Raw genomic sequence first — 15807 nt, forward strand, 5'->3', positions numbered from 1 at the left:
TCCTGGACGGGAGCGCGTTACTCAGTGCGTCTGACTTGCCGAGCATCCGGCCCGGCCAGGCGGTTTCATTCGTGACCGGACCGACCGGTCGTGCAGAATTCGGCGCCGGACTGCGCCCCGTCGTCCGGGGCGGGTTATCCGGTTCGCTTGGAGGTCCGACATGGCGCTGCCGCATATCCGGCGAAGCCTGCGACTGCAGCTCGTAGCCATTCTCGCAATCGCGCTCACGCCGCTGCTCACGCTGTCCATCATCCAGGGGGCGGTCGAGTTCGAGGACGAGCGGCGCGAACACCTTCAAACCCTCGATGCGGCCAGCGCGATTGCCGCCGAGGAACTGGATTCCGCGCTCCAGCGCGCACTCGGCATTTCCTCGGCGATCGAGGAAGGCGGGTACGGCATCAGCCGGCCGCGCGCCGAATGCGATGAAGCGCTCGCCCGCATCGCCGACAACGATCCGGCCATTTCCAACATCACCCTGATCAACGCCTACGGCCAGATCGAATGTTCTGTCTTGCCGCCGCCGGAAGAGGGGGATGTCCCCGCGGATCGCGCGCTGTTCGAACGCCTGCGCAATGGCGATGAAACCGGCGTGAGCCGCGTCGTCTTCGGCCCGATGTCGAAACGCCCGATCCTGATTGCCGCCCGGCGCCGCGGCACGCCGGACAATTTTGCAGGCTATATCGGGATCGCCATCGATATCGATGCCGCCACGACGCGCCTGCAGGAAGACCTGCTCCCGGAGGGCGCGACGCTCGCGCTGTGGGACCCGGATGGCATCTTCACCATCACGCAGACCGCCGAGCCGCTACCTTTCGACCGTATCCCGGAACCCTATCTGAACGAGCTCGTCAGTGCCGACGTGACGCAGATCGTGCACGATGCGGAGTTTGCCGACGGCGCCCTGCTTCTCCTCTCGCCCCTGATCAACGGGCATGTCGGCACGCTCGTGGTCAGTCCGCGCGGACCGGCCTACTCGGTGTGGGCCGGGTTCGACCTGGTCGGCACCATCCTGATCCCGACGCTGATGTGGGCGCTGGCGATCGTGTGCGTCTGGATCGCGATCGACCGTTTCGTGCTGCGCTGGCTGACCTATCTGCGCCGGATCGCCCGCCTGTATGGCGACGGGCGTCTGGACATCGACCCCTCACGGGCCAAGCGCGCGCCGCTGGAGGTCGAGGAGCTGGCCGACACGCTGGCAAACATGGCCGCGTCGCTGCGTCGCCAGCATCAGGAGCTGGAAAGCGCGCTGGAGCAACGCAGCGCGCTGCTGCGCGAAATTCACCACCGGGTGAAGAATAATCTCCAGGTCATCGTTTCGCTGTTGAACCTTCAGGCCGGCCGCCTGCCCGACGGGCCGGGCCGGGCCGCCCTCTATGAAGCGCGCCGGCGCATCAACGCGCTCGCCCTTGTGCACCGCAGCCTGTACGAGGCTGAAGACCTGCGCCGGGTGGAAATGCGCCCCTTCCTGCACGAATTGCTCAATTATGTTTCCGACGCCTCCCAGGCGAGCGAACAAACCGTCGCGGTCAAGGTGGATAGCACGGAAATCGAGATGGAGCCGGACTACGCCGTCCCGCTCGCCCTCTTCGTCACCGAAGCTGCCAACAATGCGTTCAAGCATGCCTTCGAGGACCGCACCTCCGGCGCCATCCTGGTCAGCCTGATCCACGACGAGGAAGATATGTTCGAGATCGCGGTGGAAGACGACGGCTCCGGCCTCGCCGAGGATGCGAGCGAAGGCACCGGCTCGACGCTGATGCAGGCTTTTGCCCAGCAATTGTCCGGTACGATCGTGCGCAGCCGGACCGACGCCGGCGGGACCCGGGTCGCCATCCGGTTCGCCTACAAGGAGCTGGTCCTGGACGGCCATACGGCCGACTTCAAATAACGCGAACGATCGCGGAAGCCTGATGGTACGGGCGGTCGGACTCGAACCGACAAGGTTGTTACACCGGGGGATTTTGAGTCCCCTGCGTCTACCAATTCCGCCACGCCCGCATGCCGTGGACGCCGCTTTCTATAACACCGTCCGGCCCCGGTCGAGAGGGTGCGCCACATGATGCAGCTGTGCGATCTGGACGGTGCAAATCGTGCGCTCTACTGTCGCGTCCATTCTCTCCTCCCACGTCAGGACACCGGTGATGGACGGGCCGAATTCCCATGATCCGATCGACGAGGAACTGGCCCCGCGCGACGGCCTGATCGCCGCGCTGGAGGCGATTTATCAGGCCGCGCCGGACGATGGGCTGCGCCTTGAGGATTTCCTCGAGGGCCTGGGCGAACGCGCCTTCGGCATGGTGCTGTTCGCGCTCGCCATTCCGGTGTGCATCCCCTTCCTCTACGGCATCCCGCAGCTGGTCGCCCTGCCGATGATCGTCCTGGCCGTCCAGATGGCTGCGGGCCGGTCCGAACCCTGGCTGCCGGCCCGGTTCAGGAATCGCAAGATCGACAAGGCGGGCCTGCGCCAGATGGCGCACGGCGCGCGCAAATGGTTCGGCTGGCTGGAGACCCTCGCCCGGCCCCGCCTGCTTGTCCTCTCCGGGCCGCGTGCGGAGCGCGTGATCGGCATGGTCTTCGTCTTGTTCTGCTGCTCCATTCTGGTGCCCCTGCCGCTGACCAACTCCGTGCCGGGCATCGCAATCGTCATCGCCGCCCTCGGCCTGATCACGCGTGACGGGCTCCTGATCGTTGCCGGCCTTCTGCTCGGCCTGGCCTGGATCACCTTGCTGGTGGGCGGGTTCGTGATCCTGGGCGATGCGTTCGTGACGATCTTGAAGGACTTCATCAGAAACTTGCTGGGAGCGGCCGGATAATGCGGATCGTCACCTTCATCCTTCACCCGGTGCGCTGGCCTCTGATCGGCGGCCTCGCCTCGGCCGCGCTGCTGGGCGGCGCCTTCGCCTTCGAATATCTCGGCGGGCTGCCGCCCTGCCCGCTCTGCCTGACACAGCGCTGGGCGCACGCCGCCGCGATCGTCTTCGGGCTCGCCAGCGCCGCCGCGATCGGGCTGAGCGGGCAGGCACGCCGGATATCCCGGCTATTGTGCTGGGTGCTCGGACTGATCTTTCTGGTCAGCGCTTACTGGGCAGCCTACCACGCGGGCATCGAGTACGGCTTCTGGCCGGGACCGTCCACCTGCACGGCTTCCGGCGGCGGCGAGTTCAGCCTGTCCGACCTCTCCGCCGCGCTGAATTCACGCACCAATGTCGTGTTGTGCGACGAGGTGGCGTGGTCGATGCTCGGCGTCTCGATGGCGGGATGGAATGCGATCCTCTCCATCCTCCTGGCCGCTGCGTCCTTCGCGAGCGCCTTCCGCAATACGGAGATCCAGACCCGATGAGCGAGACCCGATTTCAGCGCCGCCAGGTCAAACGCCCCGGGATGATCGACCGCGCCGGACGCACCGGCGAGATGATCCGTGTCGATCATGCCGGCGAATACGGCGCCGTCCAGATTTATAAAGGCCAGCTCGCCGTGTTCTCGCGCCTGCCGCACAAGGCGCGCATCGCCAGTCAGCTTCGCCATATGGAAGCCGACGAGCAGCACCATCTTCGCGCCTTCGACCGGCTCCTGATGGAGCGCAATGTGCGCCCGACCGCGCTCGGCCCGATCTGGACTCTGGCCGGTTTCGGCCTCGGCGCCGCGACCGCGCTGATGGGCGAGAAGGCGGCCCACGCCTGCACCGAAGCGGTGGAAAGCGTCATCGAGGGCCATTACGGCGACCAGGTCGTCGAGCTGGAAGCCGCCGGCGAGACCGAGCTGGCCGAAACCTTCGACCGGTTCCGCGAGGAAGAAGTCGCCCACAAGGACCTGGCCGCCGAGGAAGGCGCGAAGGATGCCTTCGCCTATCCGCTATTGTCCGGCCTGATCAAGACCGGCTGCCGGATCGCGATCAAGGTGACGGAGAAGGTCTAGCGACCCCGACGCAGACCACACCGCCGCCTACCCCTCCAGCGCCCGCAAGCGTTCGACCGCCGCCATCTTGTCGATGGCCGCCTTCACATAGGCGTCGAGCGGGGAGCCGTCGCAATAGTCCGCATCGGCGGTGAACTGGACGCGCCGGTCGGTCTTCAGCGCGGCGGTCTTCTCCGCCAGCACAGCATCGCCGGCCGGGTGAACGGCGATGGAGACCCCGCCCTGCTCCTTGACCGTGCGCATGCACGGCACATCGGTATCCCCGTCCCCGATATAGATCATGTTGCGGAAGGGCACCGGGCGGTCATCTTCGGGAACATACTTGTTGACCTCGGAATGGTCGGACAGGTCCAGCGCGCCCTTGTTGATACGGAACAGGAACTGGGTCTTGTTGGTGTAATTCACCGCAGAGGCCGCCCATTCGGGCACGTCGTTGGCGTCGTATTTGAACTCGCTGGCGAAGATGGCCTCGAATTCGGGACCGATCGCGCTGGCGGCTATCATCTCCTTCAGCCCCGACGAGATGATGAAGTGCTGTACCTTAACGCCCTGCCCGGCCCCGTGCGCGCGCAGCCGTTCGAACCAGCCATCGGCCACACCGGGGAAGAAGCCGATATCGGCGCCATGGCGCCGGATATCGTCCAGGCGAAAGCGTTTTCCCTCCCGGCGGGCCGCCTTCACCATCTCGTGCATGTAGATGAGGATATTGTCGGCGCCCAGGCGCGCCGCCTCGCCGTTCACCCGCTTCCAGAACGCGTCCTTCTCCTCCCCGATCTCGGGGATGAAGGAATGCTCCTGCATCGAGCCGGGCGAGAGCGTGCCGTCAAAGTCGTAGGCGAGCGCGATGGTGGGGGTGCGGGGCATGGGGGGTATCCGGTGAAGGGTTGAGTGTGCTCGCGTTCGAGTGGACACACTCGCAGACCCTAGCTGAGGGAGACATGGCAGAGAAGCTGACGAAGCGGGTGGGCGCGCTTCGATCTCGCCCCCTCCGTCGCCTCCGGCGACACCTCCCCCGTAAACGGGGGAGGACATCTCAAAGGCAGTAGGTGATCGCCAAAGCGAGGCACCGATGTGCTCCCCTGCTTGCGGGGGAGCTGTCACGGCCGAAGGCCGTGACTGAGGGGGCGGGCCGACCTTGAGCGTCTACGCCTCCAGCTCGACGTCCCAGTAGAGATAGTCGAGCCAGCTTTCGTGCAGGTATTTCGGCGGGAAGCGGCGGCCGGTATATTGCAGCTGGTGCATGCTGGGCCGTTCGGCCGCCTGGAGCAGCGGCATGCGCGCCTCGCGCGGCAGCATCCCGCCCTTCTTCAGATTGCACGGCGCACAGGCTGCGACGATATTCTCCCACGTCGTCTTCCCGCCGCGCGAGCGCGGAATGACATGATCGAAGGTCAGCATGTCCAGCTTGTTCGTGCCGCAATACTGGCAGGTGAAGCGGTCGCGCAGGAAGACGTTGAAGCGGGTAAAGGCCGGCGGCCGGTCCTGGCTGATATAGTCGCGCAGGGCAACCACGCTGGGCGCGCGCATCTCGAAGCTGGGAGAGCGGATCGCCCGGTCGTACTCGGAGACGATGTCGACGCGTTCCAGGAACACCGCCTTGACCGCTTCCTGCCAGGGCCATGTCGACAGCGGATAATAAGAGAGCGGCTGGTAGTCCGCGTTCAGCACGAGGCAGCGCAGATCCTGCGGAGCGATGCGCGAGACATGCATCACCGGCTCACCTCCGCGAGCATCTCCGTGATACCGGCGTTCACAAGAACGCGGGTCCGGTCCGCAATGTTGTGCATCGTCGTGAAGACGCGCCTCCCTTGGTCAAAACCCTGATCCGTCATTTCGAATCAGTCCGGCCTACCTCGGATGTCAGGAGAGTAACTTACCTCATATGACGTTGGTGTGACACCGCCGTAACAGTTCTGGAAAACGCTCAGCGATACCGGCCGGCGAAGGCGGCTTTCAGAAAGCGCGCACCGAGCTCCAGCCCGTCCTGGCCGATCGAGTGCGGCAAACCGGGCGAGAGGTGGAACTCCGCGCCTGCGCCCGCTGCGGCCAGCCCCTGCGCCGCCATCAAGGTCATGGCCGGAGGCAGCACATCGTCGCGGTCGCCATGGACCAGCAGGATTGGCGGCTTGGCCGTTATCTCCTGCTTCAGGCGTTCGGCCCCCGCCAGCGCGCCGGAATAGCCGATAATGCCGGCCGGCCCGGTCTCGCGCCGCAGGCCGCAGTGCAGCGCCATCATGGTGCCTTGCGAAAACCCGACCAGGATCAGGTCTTCGCCCGTCAGCGACCAGCGGCGCAGCTCGGAATCCAGGAAATGCTGCGCGGTTGGCGCGGCAGAGCGGGCTCCGGCCTCCATCAGGTCGGGATCGAGTCTGGAGATCGGGAACCATTGATAGCCGCCCGGCGCGCCGGGCACTGGCTCGGGCGCATTGGGCGAGGCCCAGGCCACGTCGGGAAAGCTGCCGGCCCAGTGCTGTGCCAGCCCGGCCAGGTCCTGCCCGTTCGAGCCATAGCCGTGAAACAGCACAACCAGCTTCTTCGCCGTGCCGCTGCGCGGCGCAATGCGCGGTCCGTCAATCAGTATCATGGAAACTCTCAAAACCCCTTGATCGAGATGGCCCGATCATAGGCGGATAACACGCGCTTTGAAGAGCGCGCTTCGCTCCGCCCGCAGCAAATGCTAGCTGGTGACCCATGAGCGACTTCACCACGCGCTTCGCCCCCTCTCCGACCGGGCTCCTGCATCTGGGCCATGCCTTCTCCGCGCTGACCGCCTTCGAGGCGGCGCGCGAGGCCGGCGGGCGCTTCCTGCTCCGTGTCGAGGATATCGACGTCACGCGCTGCACGCTGGAGTTCGAACAGGCCATCTTCGAGGACCTCGCCTGGCTCGGGCTGGAGTGGGAAACGCCCGTGCGCCGCCAGAGCGCACATTTTCCTGAATACCAGCGCGTCCTGCACACACTCGCGGCGCGCGGCCTGGTCTATCGCTGCTTCAAGACCCGCAAGGAGATCGCCGAGGAGATCGCGCGCGCACCCCATCATCCCGGAGAGGGCCCGGAGGGCGTGATCTATCCCGGCCCGGAAAGCCCGTTGAGTGCCGCACAAGAAGCCGATCGCCTGGCGCGCGGAGATGCCTTCGCCTGGCGCCTGTCCATGCGGGCCTGCCGGGAGGCGCTGGGATCGCGCTTCGACGCGCTGACCTTCATCGAGGAGGGCGAGGGGCCGCAGGGCGAGCATGGCGAGCTGCCCGCCCGGCCAGAAACCCTGGGCGACGTGATCCTGGGCCGCAAGGATGTCGGCACCAGCTATCATCTGGCCTGCACCCACGACGATGCGCTTCAGGGTGTGACCCATGTGGTCCGGGGGCTGGACCTGTTCTTCGCCACCCATGTCCACCGCCTGCTGCAGGCGCTGATGGACTGGCCGGTGCCGCGCTACCGCCATCACCGCCTTCTGCTGGACGAGGACGGCCAGCGCTTCGCCAAGCGCGACAAGTCCTTGACGTTGCAGGCCTTGCGCGAGTCCGGCGAGACACCGCAATCGATCCGCACACGTATCGGTATGACATCCTGAGCCCCATCCCGGAAAAGTCGCCGCAGGGCCTTTTCATCTGCCGTGCTGCATCGCACAGTGCCGCCTCGTTTTCCTGAAGACCGACCGGGAGTCGTCATGAGCCAGAAGCCGTCCACCCGCCCCGCCGATCCGCGCTTTTCCTCCGGCCCGACCAAGAAGCGTCCGGGCTGGGAGCTGGCGGCACTGTCCGGCGCACCGCTGGGACGGACCCATCGCGGCGGCATTCCCAAGGCGCGGCTGGCCGAGGCGATCGAGCGGACCGGGGCCATGCTCGAAATCCCCGACGATTACCGCGTCATCATCACGCCGGCCTCCGATACCGGCGCCATGGAAGGCGCGATGTGGTCCCTGCTCGGTGCACGCGGCGTCGACGTCTTCTCCTGCGACGAGTTCGGCCGGCGCTGGCTGATCGATGCGCGCGACGAGCTGAAGCTTTCCGATCTGCGCCTGTTCGAAGCCCCGTTCGGTGTCGCGCCCGACTATGACGAGGCCGACTTCTCGCGCGATGTCATCTTCACCTGGAATGCGACCTCGTCCGGCGTCCGCATCCCGGACGGTGACTGGATCCCGGCGAATCGCGAAGGGCTGACCCTGTGCGACGCGACCTCGGCGGCCTTTGCCATGAACCTGCCCTGGGACAAGCTCGATGTGACGACCTTCTCCTGGCAGAAATGCATGGGCGGGGAAGCCCAGCACGGTATCGCCGTCCTCAGCCCGCGCGCCCGCAAGCGGCTCGCCGAGCACAAGCCGGCCTGGCCCGTCCCGCGCATCCTGCAATGGTTCGAGGCGGCAGCAGAAGATTCCAAAATGTTCGAGGGCTCCACGATCAACACGCCCTCCTTGCTGGCGACAGAAGACTATATCGACTCCCTGAAATGGGCGATGCGCGAGGGCGGGCTGGAGGGCCTGGTGGCGCGCACCGACGCCAATTTCGAGGCGCTGGCCGACTGGGTGGAGTCGTGCGACTGGATCGACTACCTGACCGCCGATCCGGCCACGCGCTCGCACACCTCCATCACGCTGAAATTCTCCGGCAAGGCGCTGGAGGGCAAAAGCGAGGAGGAGCGCTGGGCCGTGTCGCGCAAGATGGCCGCGCTGCTCGACCGCGAAGAGGCGGCCTTCGACGTCGCCCCGCATCCCAAGGCGCCGGCAGGCCTGCGCATCTGGTGCGGACCGACGGTGGACACCGACGACGTGCGCGCGCTTGGCCCGTGGCTCGATTGGGCGTATCACGAAGCGATATCGGAGCTCGTCTGACCCGCGGGGTTGCAGGCACGAGCCATCGGGGAGGAAATGAATTTATGATGATTCGAACCGGTGCCAGCGCATTGGCGCTTCTGATCGCTGGCGCAGCGGGCGCCGAGGCACAGCTCGATGAGCTGCGCGTCGGCCTGGTCGCGCACGATGTCGTGGATCACGCCGAGGACGGGCCGCAAGTCTCGGTCGAGGCGCTGTTCAGCAGCCCCGATTTCCTCGCTCGGGTCTGGTCGCCGCGCCCCTATCTCTATGGCTCGTTCAGCACGCAGGGATATACCAATCTCGTCGCCGCCGGTCTGGCCTGGGACGGCCATCTGACCGAACGCCTGCGCATCGAGGGCTCGCTGGGCATCTCCTACAATGACGGCGTGAGCGACGTGGTCGATCTGCCGCCGGGCGATCCCTATCGCATCCGCATTGCCGAAACCCGCGCCCTGCTCGGGTCGGACTGGCTGTTCCGCAGCCAGGTCGGCGCCGACTACATGATGACCGAACGCTGGGCGGTCGGGGCTTATTACGAGCATTTCTCTCACGGCCAGATTCTGGGCAATGGACGCAACCAGGCGCTCGACGAGTTCGGCGTGCGGCTCGGCTACCATTTCGGCGGTTAGGCCGGCGCGCTAGTCGAAGCCGGTCAGCGTCTCGATGACCGGGCCGGTCGCATCGGCGTCCGGTTCGGTCCCGTTGGGATCGTCGCCGCGCGGGACATAGGTTCCGGCAAACCAGTCCTGCCAGCTATCGCTCCCGGGATCGTATTGCTGGAAATGCTGGACCACGCGGCCGGTCTCCAGCGGGGTCCACTTGCCGCGAAAATCGGCTGTCGTCTCCGTGTCGCCGCCGAAATAGCTTATCTCTCCGCGAAGGATCATCTCCCCGCGCGCGTTCAACCCGCCTGAATAATCGATATGGGTATTGGCGCTGACCCAGATCTGGCGCCAGTCGCCGCTTTCCGGATCGACGAAATTCATCGATGTGCCGTCGCCCCCACCTGCCGACTCCCACTCCTCCACGATGAGGCAGTCGCCAGAGCGGAGCGAAACATCGTTGCGGCCGGCAAACCGGCCTTCGCGGTCATAGACATTCCACTCGCCCACCCAGAAGCCGAACTCGCTGTGACGCTCCGATTGCGCGCAGCCGGGCGGCGCGCTCTGAGAGACGGCAGCCGGGAGGCCGGAAGAGACCGTGCAGACGAGCACGCCGGCCATGATCAGTACACGCATCTCGCGCCCTCCTGGTTTTCGATTGATTACATAATGCGCCGGACGGGCGGCAAATCCAAGCGCAAACAGGGGCGCGCCGCGCCTGACGCTTGCCCGCAGCGCGGGCGCGCTATAAGCCGTTGTCCCGCACTTCAATCGAAGAAACGCGGAGTTTTTCCATGGCCAATGTGGTGGTTGTCGGCGCCCAGTGGGGCGACGAGGGCAAGGGCAAGATCGTCGACTGGCTCAGCCTTCGCGCCGATGCGGTCGCGCGCTTTCAGGGCGGGCATAATGCCGGTCACACCCTGGTCGTGGACGGGGTCGTCTACAAGCTGTCCCTGATGCCGTCCGGCATCGTGCGCGGCAAGCTGTCGGTGCTCGGCAACGGCGTCGTGGTCGATCCCTGGGCCTTCATCGACGAGGTCGAGCGCGTGCGCGCCCAGGGCGTGGACGTCACCCCCGATCTTGTGAAGATCGCCGAGACCTGCGCGCTGATCCTGCCCGTTCACCGCGACCTGGATGCCGCGCGCGAGAACCGCGATGACGGCATGAAGATCGGCACGACACGGCGCGGCATCGGCCCGGCTTACGAAGACAAGGTCGGGCGCCGCGCGATCCGTCTGATCGATCTCGCCGACGAGGACGGGCTGCGCGCCCGTGTCACCGATCTGCTTCACCATCACAACACGCTGCGCAAGGGCCAGGGCCTGGAGCCCTACAAGGCCGACGAGCTGGTCGCCGCGCTGCTGGAGATCGCTCCGAAAATCCTGCCCTACGCCGCGCCGGTCTGGCGCGAGCTGGACGAGGCGATGAACCGGGGCGAGAAAATCCTGTTCGAAGGTGCGCAGGGCGCCATGCTCGACGTCGATCACGGTACCTACCCCTTCGTGACCAGCTCCAACACCGTTTCGGGCCAGGCCGCCGCGGGCACCGGTGTCGGTCCGAGCAAGACCGGCTATGCGCTGGGCATCGTCAAGGCCTACACCACGCGCGTGGGCGAAGGCCCCTTCCCGACCGAGCTGACCGACGAGACCGGCCAGCGGCTCGGCGAGCGCGGGCGCGAGTTCGGCACCGTCACGAGCCGCCAGCGCCGCTGCGGCTGGTTCGACGCGGTTCTGGTGCGCCAGAGCGCGCGCCTGAATGGTCTGCACGGCGTGGCGCTGACCAAGCTCGATGTCCTCGACGGCTTCGACGAGCTGAAGGTTTGCACGGGCTACAAGCTGGATGGCGAGATCCTGGACCGTATGCCGGCCTCGACCCGCGATCAGGCCCGGATCGAGCCGGTGTACGAGACGATGGAAGGCTGGGGCGAGAGCACGTTCGGCGCAAGAAGCTGGGCCGACCTGCCCGCCGCCGCCGTCAAGTATGTGCGCCGCGTCGAGGAGCTGATCGGCTGCCCGGTCGCGATGCTGTCCACCTCGCCCGAACGCGAGGACGTCATCCTGATGGCGGACCCGTTCAAGGCCTGATCGCGGCACCGGCCAGATTGCACTCTCACGCCGACCTCTCTAGCCTCCCGGGAAATTCAATCCGGGGAGAGATGAATGCGTGAACTGTGCGTGATTTCGCTGGCGGCTCTGGCTGCTGGATGTGCGTCGATGCAGCCGGGCACCGCCATGGCGGGTTCTGCCGGCAGTCAGGCCGGGACCGAAGCCCGGACCGAGGCGTCCGGCGCCGACAACCTGCCGGTCAGCGACCGCGCGCTGCACGACCGCGTCTTCACGCTCGACACCCATGTCGACATCAACGAGGGCTATGCGACCTACCGGCTCGATCCGGGCGGCTTTACCCGCGCCCAGGTCGACCTGCCCAAGATGCGGGCCGGCGGGCTCGATGCCGCCTTCTTCATCGTCTATGTCGGCCAGGGCACGATCAGTCCGATCGGCTATGAAGAAGCCGCGCGTATCGCCGACGAGAAATATGAGGCGATCATGCGCATGGTGCGGGCCTATCCCGACCAGATCGCGCTCGCCACGACCGCCGACGAGGTCGAGGCCATCCACGCCTCCGGCCGGCGCGTCGCGCTGATCGGCATGGAGAATTCCTGGCCGCTGGGAGAAGATCTGTCCAATGTCGAGATGTGGGCCGATCGCGGCGTGCGCTACATGTCGGTCACCCATTTCGGCAACAACCAGTTTGGGGGCAGCTCCAATCCCAATCTCGCCGCCGGCGATCCGCCCGAAGATCCCGGCCTGACCGAGCTTGGCCGCGGCCTGATCCGCGAACTCAACGATCACGGCGTGATGGTGGACATCTCCCACGTGGGCAAGCGCACCATGCTGGAGTCGATCGAGCTGTCGCGCGCGCCGGTTATCGCCAGCCATTCCGGCGTCCGGGTGCTGTTCGATCATCCGCGCAATCTCGACGACGAGCAGTTGCGCGCCATTCGCGACAATGGCGGCGTCGCCCAGATGGTCGCCTTCCGCGGCTATGTCGGCGAGATCGACCCCGCGCTGCGCGCCGCCGAGCAGGCGCTGGCCGGGGAGATGGGCCTGGATACGCCCGAAGGGCGCGAGGCGGCCGCTCAGGAGGTCTTCGACACCTATCGCGACCGGCTGGCCGAGCTGCGCGCATCATCGGGCAATGACGTCACGATCTCGGACTTCGTCGACCATATCGACCACGCGGTCGAGATCGCGGGAATCGACCATGTCGGCATCGCGTCCGATTTCGACGGCGGCGGCGGTCTGGGCGGGTTTGACGACGCGACCCAGACCCCTGCAGTAACCGCCGAACTGATCGCGCGCGGCTATTCTGAAGAGGACATCGCGAAGATCTGGGGCGGCAACGTGCTGCGCGTCATGCGCGCGGTCGAAGCGGCCGCCGCGCGCTAGACCCTCTACTCTGCAGGCACGCCGGCGCGCGCCCCTGTGCGGGCATGCCCGGCAAAGCCGGTGCTGAAGACTGCGCTCAGGCGCGGCTTCAGCGCCAGCGCCGGCAGCTCGACATAGCGCCGCAGCAACCAGCCTGCACCCAGCGCGCCGGCCAGCATGGCTGCAAACAAGACGTGCGGTGCGATGTCCGGCATGGCGTTCAGCACGACCTGGCCGATGGGCCAGTGCAGGATGTAAATGCCGTAGGAGACATCCTCCACCTCGCGCACGGCTGCGCCCGCGCGTCCGGGCAGGCGGACGAAGCCGAGCCATAGCAGAACGTAGGCGACGGCGACCTGGCCGGAGACCATGGCCAGCGGCGTGCCGGCCAGCAGGACCGCCAGTCCGGTCAGGGCGAGCGCCGGGACTGCGCCCAGCGGCAGACGGTCGCGCAGCGCGAAGGCCGACGCCCCGATGAGAAATCCGCCGCCGAAGCGCGCCGCCGCATAGAGCGTGTCGTCCAGCGGGCCGGTATAGGGCGCGATGGCCTCGATCACCGACCAGGCCACGACCAGCGCGGTCAGGCCCAGCACGCCGGCCTTCCTGCGCCACACGCCAACAGCCGCCAGCAGGCCGGCGGCGAGATAGCAGGCCAGCTCGTAACGGATCGTCCAGAGCGGCCCGTTCATGTACGTCATGGCATGAGTGTCGAAGACGCCCGGCAAGGTGGCCTGCGGCGAAATCTGCCCGATCACCGCCAGCGGGAACCACCAGGTCTGGGCCTGTTGCAGATAGGCGCCGAGGCCCAGCCGGGTCTCCATCGGTCCGACGATGAGCCACAGCACCAGGACCGTGACGATGAGGCCGGGAAAGATGCGAAGGATGCGCGCAGCGGCAAAGCCGGAGAGCGACGCTCCGCGGAACAGGCTTGCGGTCAGCATGTAGCCCGACAGGATGAAGAAGCCGTCTAGCGCGTACTGGACCGCGCCATCGATCCCGGCGAACCAGGCCCCGGCCTGCTCGACCCCGAAGGGCAGCATCAAGGCGTGGCCGTACACGATGAAGACCGCGAGCGCGATGCGCAGGGCGGTGAAATTGTTGGACCGGTCTTCGATCCGGCCATGCGGGCCTGACAGCAGGGAGGCGGCGCGAAACGGGACGCTCATGGGCGATATCCTTCAGATACGCCCGATACCTCGCAAGATTTGCGCCGGTGCGCCTAGAAGCGCGCCACAACGATGTCCTGAAAGTCCGTCCCTGCGCCGCCGCGCCAGCTTCCGGGCCGGATCTCCACGCTCCGGGCACCGGCCTCGCCGAGCGTTTCGGTGAAGACCTCCGGGTCCAGCCCGACCGCCACCGACGGCGCGCCGGCCTCCTCGACGCGCGATCCCTCGAACACATGTTCGAAGCGGAAGGCGGCACGTCCCTGGCCGAGCGCGTCGCGCGCCCCGGCATCGAGCACGAAGGCGGTGGCATACAGCCGCCCGCCCGGCGCGGTCACGCGCGCGCTCTCTTTCAGGTAATGCACCACCTCGCGCCGCATCATGTGGGTGTAGACGCTCGTCGAGATCGACAAATCCATGCTGTCATCCTCGTAAGGGAAGCGGTACTCGGCCGGCGAGAGCGTCCCCCTCGGATTGTAGAAGCTGTTGGCGATATCGGCATGGTCGAAGCGAAAAGACGCGGCATGCCGGCGCGCCCAGCGCCGGCACCAGCGAATGCCGAACGGCACGATATCGAAGCCGGCATAGGCGATCGCCTCGCCATGGCGGCGATGCAGGGCGAGCGCGTTGCGTCCGATCGCGCAGCCAATGTCCAGCACCCGGTCGCCGGGCATCAGTCCGGTCTCGCGCTCGATCAGGGCCACCGTGTTGTCACCGACCTGCCGGTAATCGCCGCCGCCCGCGAAATTGATCAGGTCCGGCGGCCCGTCCGGCGCATCGAAGAGCGGCGTATAGCGGATCGCGGCGTCGCACAGATCGGCGACGAGCGTGTATTTGAGCCGTCGCAGCATCGTGTCGCCTCGTCCCCCGTCGCCCGTGCGCGCCCGCAGCCTGTATATCGGCGCGCCGGCACAAGGCAAAGCCGGAGCGGCACGTCGGTGAGAAGCCGGGTGTGCGCCCGAATATCGAATGACGGGACGAGCGATAAGTACTACTAAGAAAAGTAGGGTTAATCACCGGGAGGCTTTCATGACCGAGATCACGGCACTGCTCGCACGACTTGTCGGAATTTACTTTCTCGTCGCCGGACTGGGGATCGTGGTGCGGCGAAAGACGATCAGCGAGTTCATCGCGCGCTACCGCACCGATCCGGTCCTCAGCTTCATGGGCGGGGTGATGGCGCTCTGGTTCGGCCTCGTCATCCTCGCCCTGCACTGGCAGTGGGGCCATGTCCTGGCGGTCACGATCAGCGTGATCGGTCTGCTGGCCGTGCTCAAGGGTGTGGCGCTCATCCTGCTGGGAAACCGGCTGCTGGTCCTGGCCCGCCCGTTCGACGAGAATTTGCATGTGGCGGGGATCTGGGGCCTGGTCGTCGCGCTCGTCGGTGCGGGCCTGACCTGGGCCGGCTTCGCCGCATAGGCGAACGCGCAGGCCGTGTTTTCAGGGGCAGAAACAAGTGAACCCCCGGGCGTGTGCCGGGACACAGCACACACCCGAGGGCTCTGCACGCGAGACGGACGTGGCGGAGGCCTTGCGGGGGGAGGGTACGGGTACCGCGACGTCCGAAAAGCTGTCTCACGTGTTGAAAGCGAAACGCGGCCCGCCGACCCCGGTTCCTGAAAAAATACACGCAAGGGATGTTTTTTCCGGGCGGCCTGAAACCGGCGGGCTGCGTGGCTGTCGCGGCGTTCAGAAAGTCGGGGTTGTCAGCCGCTGCGCACTCGCACATGCTGGCCGCGACTTCCAGGGGGTGTCCCGGTGCGAACCGGGGCTGAGACCTTACCCTTTGAACCGGATCCAGATCATGCTGGCGTCGGGATGGAAATGTGACAGGCCGGGCCGCGACTGCCGCTCACCCCCCGTGCCGCCTGCGCTTCTCCTCTCCGGCGA

16 protein-coding genes, 1 tRNA gene and 1 riboswitch are annotated in these 15807 nt (G+C 66.4%); of the genes, 10 read left to right on the forward strand and 7 right to left on the reverse strand.

What is annotated here, in order from left to right; all coding sequences use genetic code 11:
* The first annotated feature begins 160 nt into the window (after positions 1 to 160).
* Entirely contained in the window at positions 161 to 1888 is a 1728-nt protein-coding gene (locus tag E5162_RS07950) for a sensor histidine kinase (RefSeq protein WP_135944654.1), read from the forward strand.
* Between the two features lie 23 nt (positions 1889 to 1911).
* Here the strand turns inward: E5162_RS07950 and E5162_RS07955 are convergent.
* Positions 1912 to 1998, reverse strand: a tRNA-Leu gene (locus E5162_RS07955).
* 92 nt (positions 1999 to 2090) lie between these two features.
* Between E5162_RS07955 and E5162_RS07960 the strand changes: the two genes are divergently transcribed.
* The 3 genes from E5162_RS07960 to E5162_RS07970 are packed head-to-tail and all read left to right on the forward strand — an operon-like array spanning position 2091 to position 3915.
* Complete coding sequence (locus E5162_RS07960; RefSeq protein ID WP_233342066.1) at positions 2091 to 2813, forward strand: exopolysaccharide biosynthesis protein; 723 nt, start codon at positions 2091 to 2093, stop codon at positions 2811 to 2813.
* The gene (locus E5162_RS07965) at positions 2813 to 3340 is read left to right on the forward strand and encodes a disulfide bond formation protein B (protein WP_135944656.1); all 528 of its coding nucleotides are present in this window, start codon (positions 2813 to 2815) and stop codon (positions 3338 to 3340) included. The genes E5162_RS07960 and E5162_RS07965 overlap by 1 nt, the downstream gene beginning before the upstream one ends.
* Positions 3337 to 3915 (forward strand): demethoxyubiquinone hydroxylase family protein, encoded by a 579-nt coding sequence (locus tag E5162_RS07970; protein WP_135944658.1) that lies wholly within the window; start codon positions 3337 to 3339, stop codon positions 3913 to 3915. Before E5162_RS07965 ends, E5162_RS07970 begins: the two co-directional genes overlap by 4 nt.
* A 27-nt stretch (positions 3916 to 3942) precedes the next feature.
* Here E5162_RS07970 and E5162_RS07975 read toward each other — a convergent pair whose 3' ends face one another.
* The 3 genes from E5162_RS07975 to E5162_RS07985 all read right to left on the reverse strand — a co-directional run bounded on the left by E5162_RS07975 (position 3943) and on the right by E5162_RS07985 (position 6499).
* Entirely contained in the window at positions 3943 to 4779 is an 837-nt protein-coding gene (locus E5162_RS07975; protein WP_135944659.1) for an HAD family hydrolase, read from the reverse strand.
* Positions 4780 to 5058: 279 nt separating this feature from the next.
* Complete coding sequence (locus E5162_RS07980) at positions 5059 to 5625, reverse strand: HNH endonuclease (RefSeq protein ID WP_135944661.1); 567 nt, start codon at positions 5623 to 5625, stop codon at positions 5059 to 5061.
* Between the two features lie 214 nt (positions 5626 to 5839).
* Positions 5840 to 6499, reverse strand: coding sequence for an alpha/beta hydrolase (locus tag E5162_RS07985; RefSeq protein ID WP_135944663.1), 660 nt, complete (start codon positions 6497 to 6499; stop codon positions 5840 to 5842).
* Between the two features lie 107 nt (positions 6500 to 6606).
* Between E5162_RS07985 and gluQRS the strand changes: the two genes are divergently transcribed.
* From gluQRS to E5162_RS08000, 3 genes are all read left to right on the forward strand, one after another.
* Positions 6607 to 7485, forward strand: coding sequence for a tRNA glutamyl-Q(34) synthetase GluQRS (gene gluQRS / locus E5162_RS07990; protein WP_135944665.1), 879 nt, complete (start codon positions 6607 to 6609; stop codon positions 7483 to 7485).
* Between the two features lie 96 nt (positions 7486 to 7581).
* Positions 7582 to 8742, forward strand: a complete 1161-nt coding sequence (locus tag E5162_RS07995; RefSeq protein ID WP_135944667.1) for a phosphoserine transaminase — start codon at positions 7582 to 7584, stop codon at positions 8740 to 8742.
* Between the two features lie 44 nt (positions 8743 to 8786).
* Positions 8787 to 9353, forward strand: coding sequence for an acyloxyacyl hydrolase (locus E5162_RS08000; RefSeq protein WP_233342067.1), 567 nt, complete (start codon positions 8787 to 8789; stop codon positions 9351 to 9353).
* 9 nt (positions 9354 to 9362) lie between these two features.
* On the opposite strand, the gene E5162_RS08005 is transcribed toward E5162_RS08000, so the two are convergent.
* Positions 9363 to 9962, reverse strand: a complete 600-nt coding sequence (locus E5162_RS08005; protein ID WP_135944669.1) for a hypothetical protein — start codon at positions 9960 to 9962, stop codon at positions 9363 to 9365.
* Positions 9963 to 10120: 158 nt separating this feature from the next.
* Here E5162_RS08005 and E5162_RS08010 point away from each other — a divergent pair, with 158 nt between their 5' ends.
* Both E5162_RS08010 and E5162_RS08015 read left to right on the forward strand, forming a co-directional pair.
* On the forward strand, positions 10121 to 11410 hold the full coding sequence (locus E5162_RS08010; RefSeq protein WP_135944671.1) for an adenylosuccinate synthase: 1290 nt from the start codon (positions 10121 to 10123) through the stop codon (positions 11408 to 11410).
* Positions 11411 to 11485: 75 nt separating this feature from the next.
* Positions 11486 to 12775, forward strand: coding sequence for a dipeptidase (locus E5162_RS08015; RefSeq protein ID WP_233342068.1), 1290 nt, complete (start codon positions 11486 to 11488; stop codon positions 12773 to 12775).
* Positions 12776 to 12780: 5 nt separating this feature from the next.
* Here E5162_RS08015 and E5162_RS08020 read toward each other — a convergent pair whose 3' ends face one another.
* Complete coding sequence (locus E5162_RS08020; protein ID WP_135944673.1) at positions 12781 to 13920, reverse strand: acyltransferase family protein; 1140 nt, start codon at positions 13918 to 13920, stop codon at positions 12781 to 12783.
* A 53-nt stretch (positions 13921 to 13973) separates the two neighbouring features.
* Entirely contained in the window at positions 13974 to 14768 is a 795-nt protein-coding gene (locus tag E5162_RS08025; RefSeq protein WP_135944675.1) for a class I SAM-dependent methyltransferase, read from the reverse strand.
* A gap of 178 nt (positions 14769 to 14946) precedes the next feature.
* Here E5162_RS08025 and E5162_RS08030 point away from each other — a divergent pair, with 178 nt between their 5' ends.
* Entirely contained in the window at positions 14947 to 15336 is a 390-nt protein-coding gene (locus E5162_RS08030; protein ID WP_135944677.1) for a hypothetical protein, read from the forward strand.
* A gap of 317 nt (positions 15337 to 15653) precedes the next feature.
* Positions 15654 to 15753: riboswitch (TPP riboswitch) on the forward strand.
* The last annotated feature ends 54 nt before the right edge of the window (positions 15754 to 15807 follow it).

It is taken from the genome of Marinicauda pacifica, from assembly GCF_004793635.1.
GTDB lineage: Bacteria > Pseudomonadota > Alphaproteobacteria > Caulobacterales > Maricaulaceae > Marinicauda > Marinicauda pacifica.

Bases quoted from the DNA above. Each gene is read 5' to 3' on its own strand.
- E5162_RS08015 (WP_233342068.1), top strand. From the start codon at position 11,486: ATGCGTGAACTGTGCGTGATTTCGCTGGCGGCTCTGGCTGCTGGATGT.
- E5162_RS08000 (WP_233342067.1), top strand. From the start codon at position 8,787: ATGATGATTCGAACCGGTGCCAGCGCATTGGCGCTTCTGATCGCTGGC.
- E5162_RS08010 (WP_135944671.1), top strand. From the start codon at position 10,121: ATGGCCAATGTGGTGGTTGTCGGCGCCCAGTGGGGCGACGAGGGCAAG.
- E5162_RS07965 (WP_135944656.1), top strand. From the start codon at position 2,813: ATGCGGATCGTCACCTTCATCCTTCACCCGGTGCGCTGGCCTCTGATC.
- E5162_RS08030 (WP_135944677.1), top strand. From the start codon at position 14,947: ATGACCGAGATCACGGCACTGCTCGCACGACTTGTCGGAATTTACTTT.
- E5162_RS07980 (WP_135944661.1), bottom strand. From the start codon at position 5,625: ATGCATGTCTCGCGCATCGCTCCGCAGGATCTGCGCTGCCTCGTGCTG.
- E5162_RS08005 (WP_135944669.1), bottom strand. From the start codon at position 9,962: ATGCGTGTACTGATCATGGCCGGCGTGCTCGTCTGCACGGTCTCTTCC.
- E5162_RS07985 (WP_135944663.1), bottom strand. From the start codon at position 6,499: ATGATACTGATTGACGGACCGCGCATTGCGCCGCGCAGCGGCACGGCG.
- gluQRS (WP_135944665.1), top strand. From the start codon at position 6,607: ATGAGCGACTTCACCACGCGCTTCGCCCCCTCTCCGACCGGGCTCCTG.
- E5162_RS08020 (WP_135944673.1), bottom strand. From the start codon at position 13,920: ATGAGCGTCCCGTTTCGCGCCGCCTCCCTGCTGTCAGGCCCGCATGGC.
- E5162_RS07995 (WP_135944667.1), top strand. From the start codon at position 7,582: ATGAGCCAGAAGCCGTCCACCCGCCCCGCCGATCCGCGCTTTTCCTCC.
- E5162_RS07950 (WP_135944654.1), top strand. From the start codon at position 161: ATGGCGCTGCCGCATATCCGGCGAAGCCTGCGACTGCAGCTCGTAGCC.
- E5162_RS08025 (WP_135944675.1), bottom strand. From the start codon at position 14,768: ATGCTGCGACGGCTCAAATACACGCTCGTCGCCGATCTGTGCGACGCC.
- E5162_RS07975 (WP_135944659.1), bottom strand. From the start codon at position 4,779: ATGCCCCGCACCCCCACCATCGCGCTCGCCTACGACTTTGACGGCACG.
- E5162_RS07970 (WP_135944658.1), top strand. From the start codon at position 3,337: ATGAGCGAGACCCGATTTCAGCGCCGCCAGGTCAAACGCCCCGGGATG.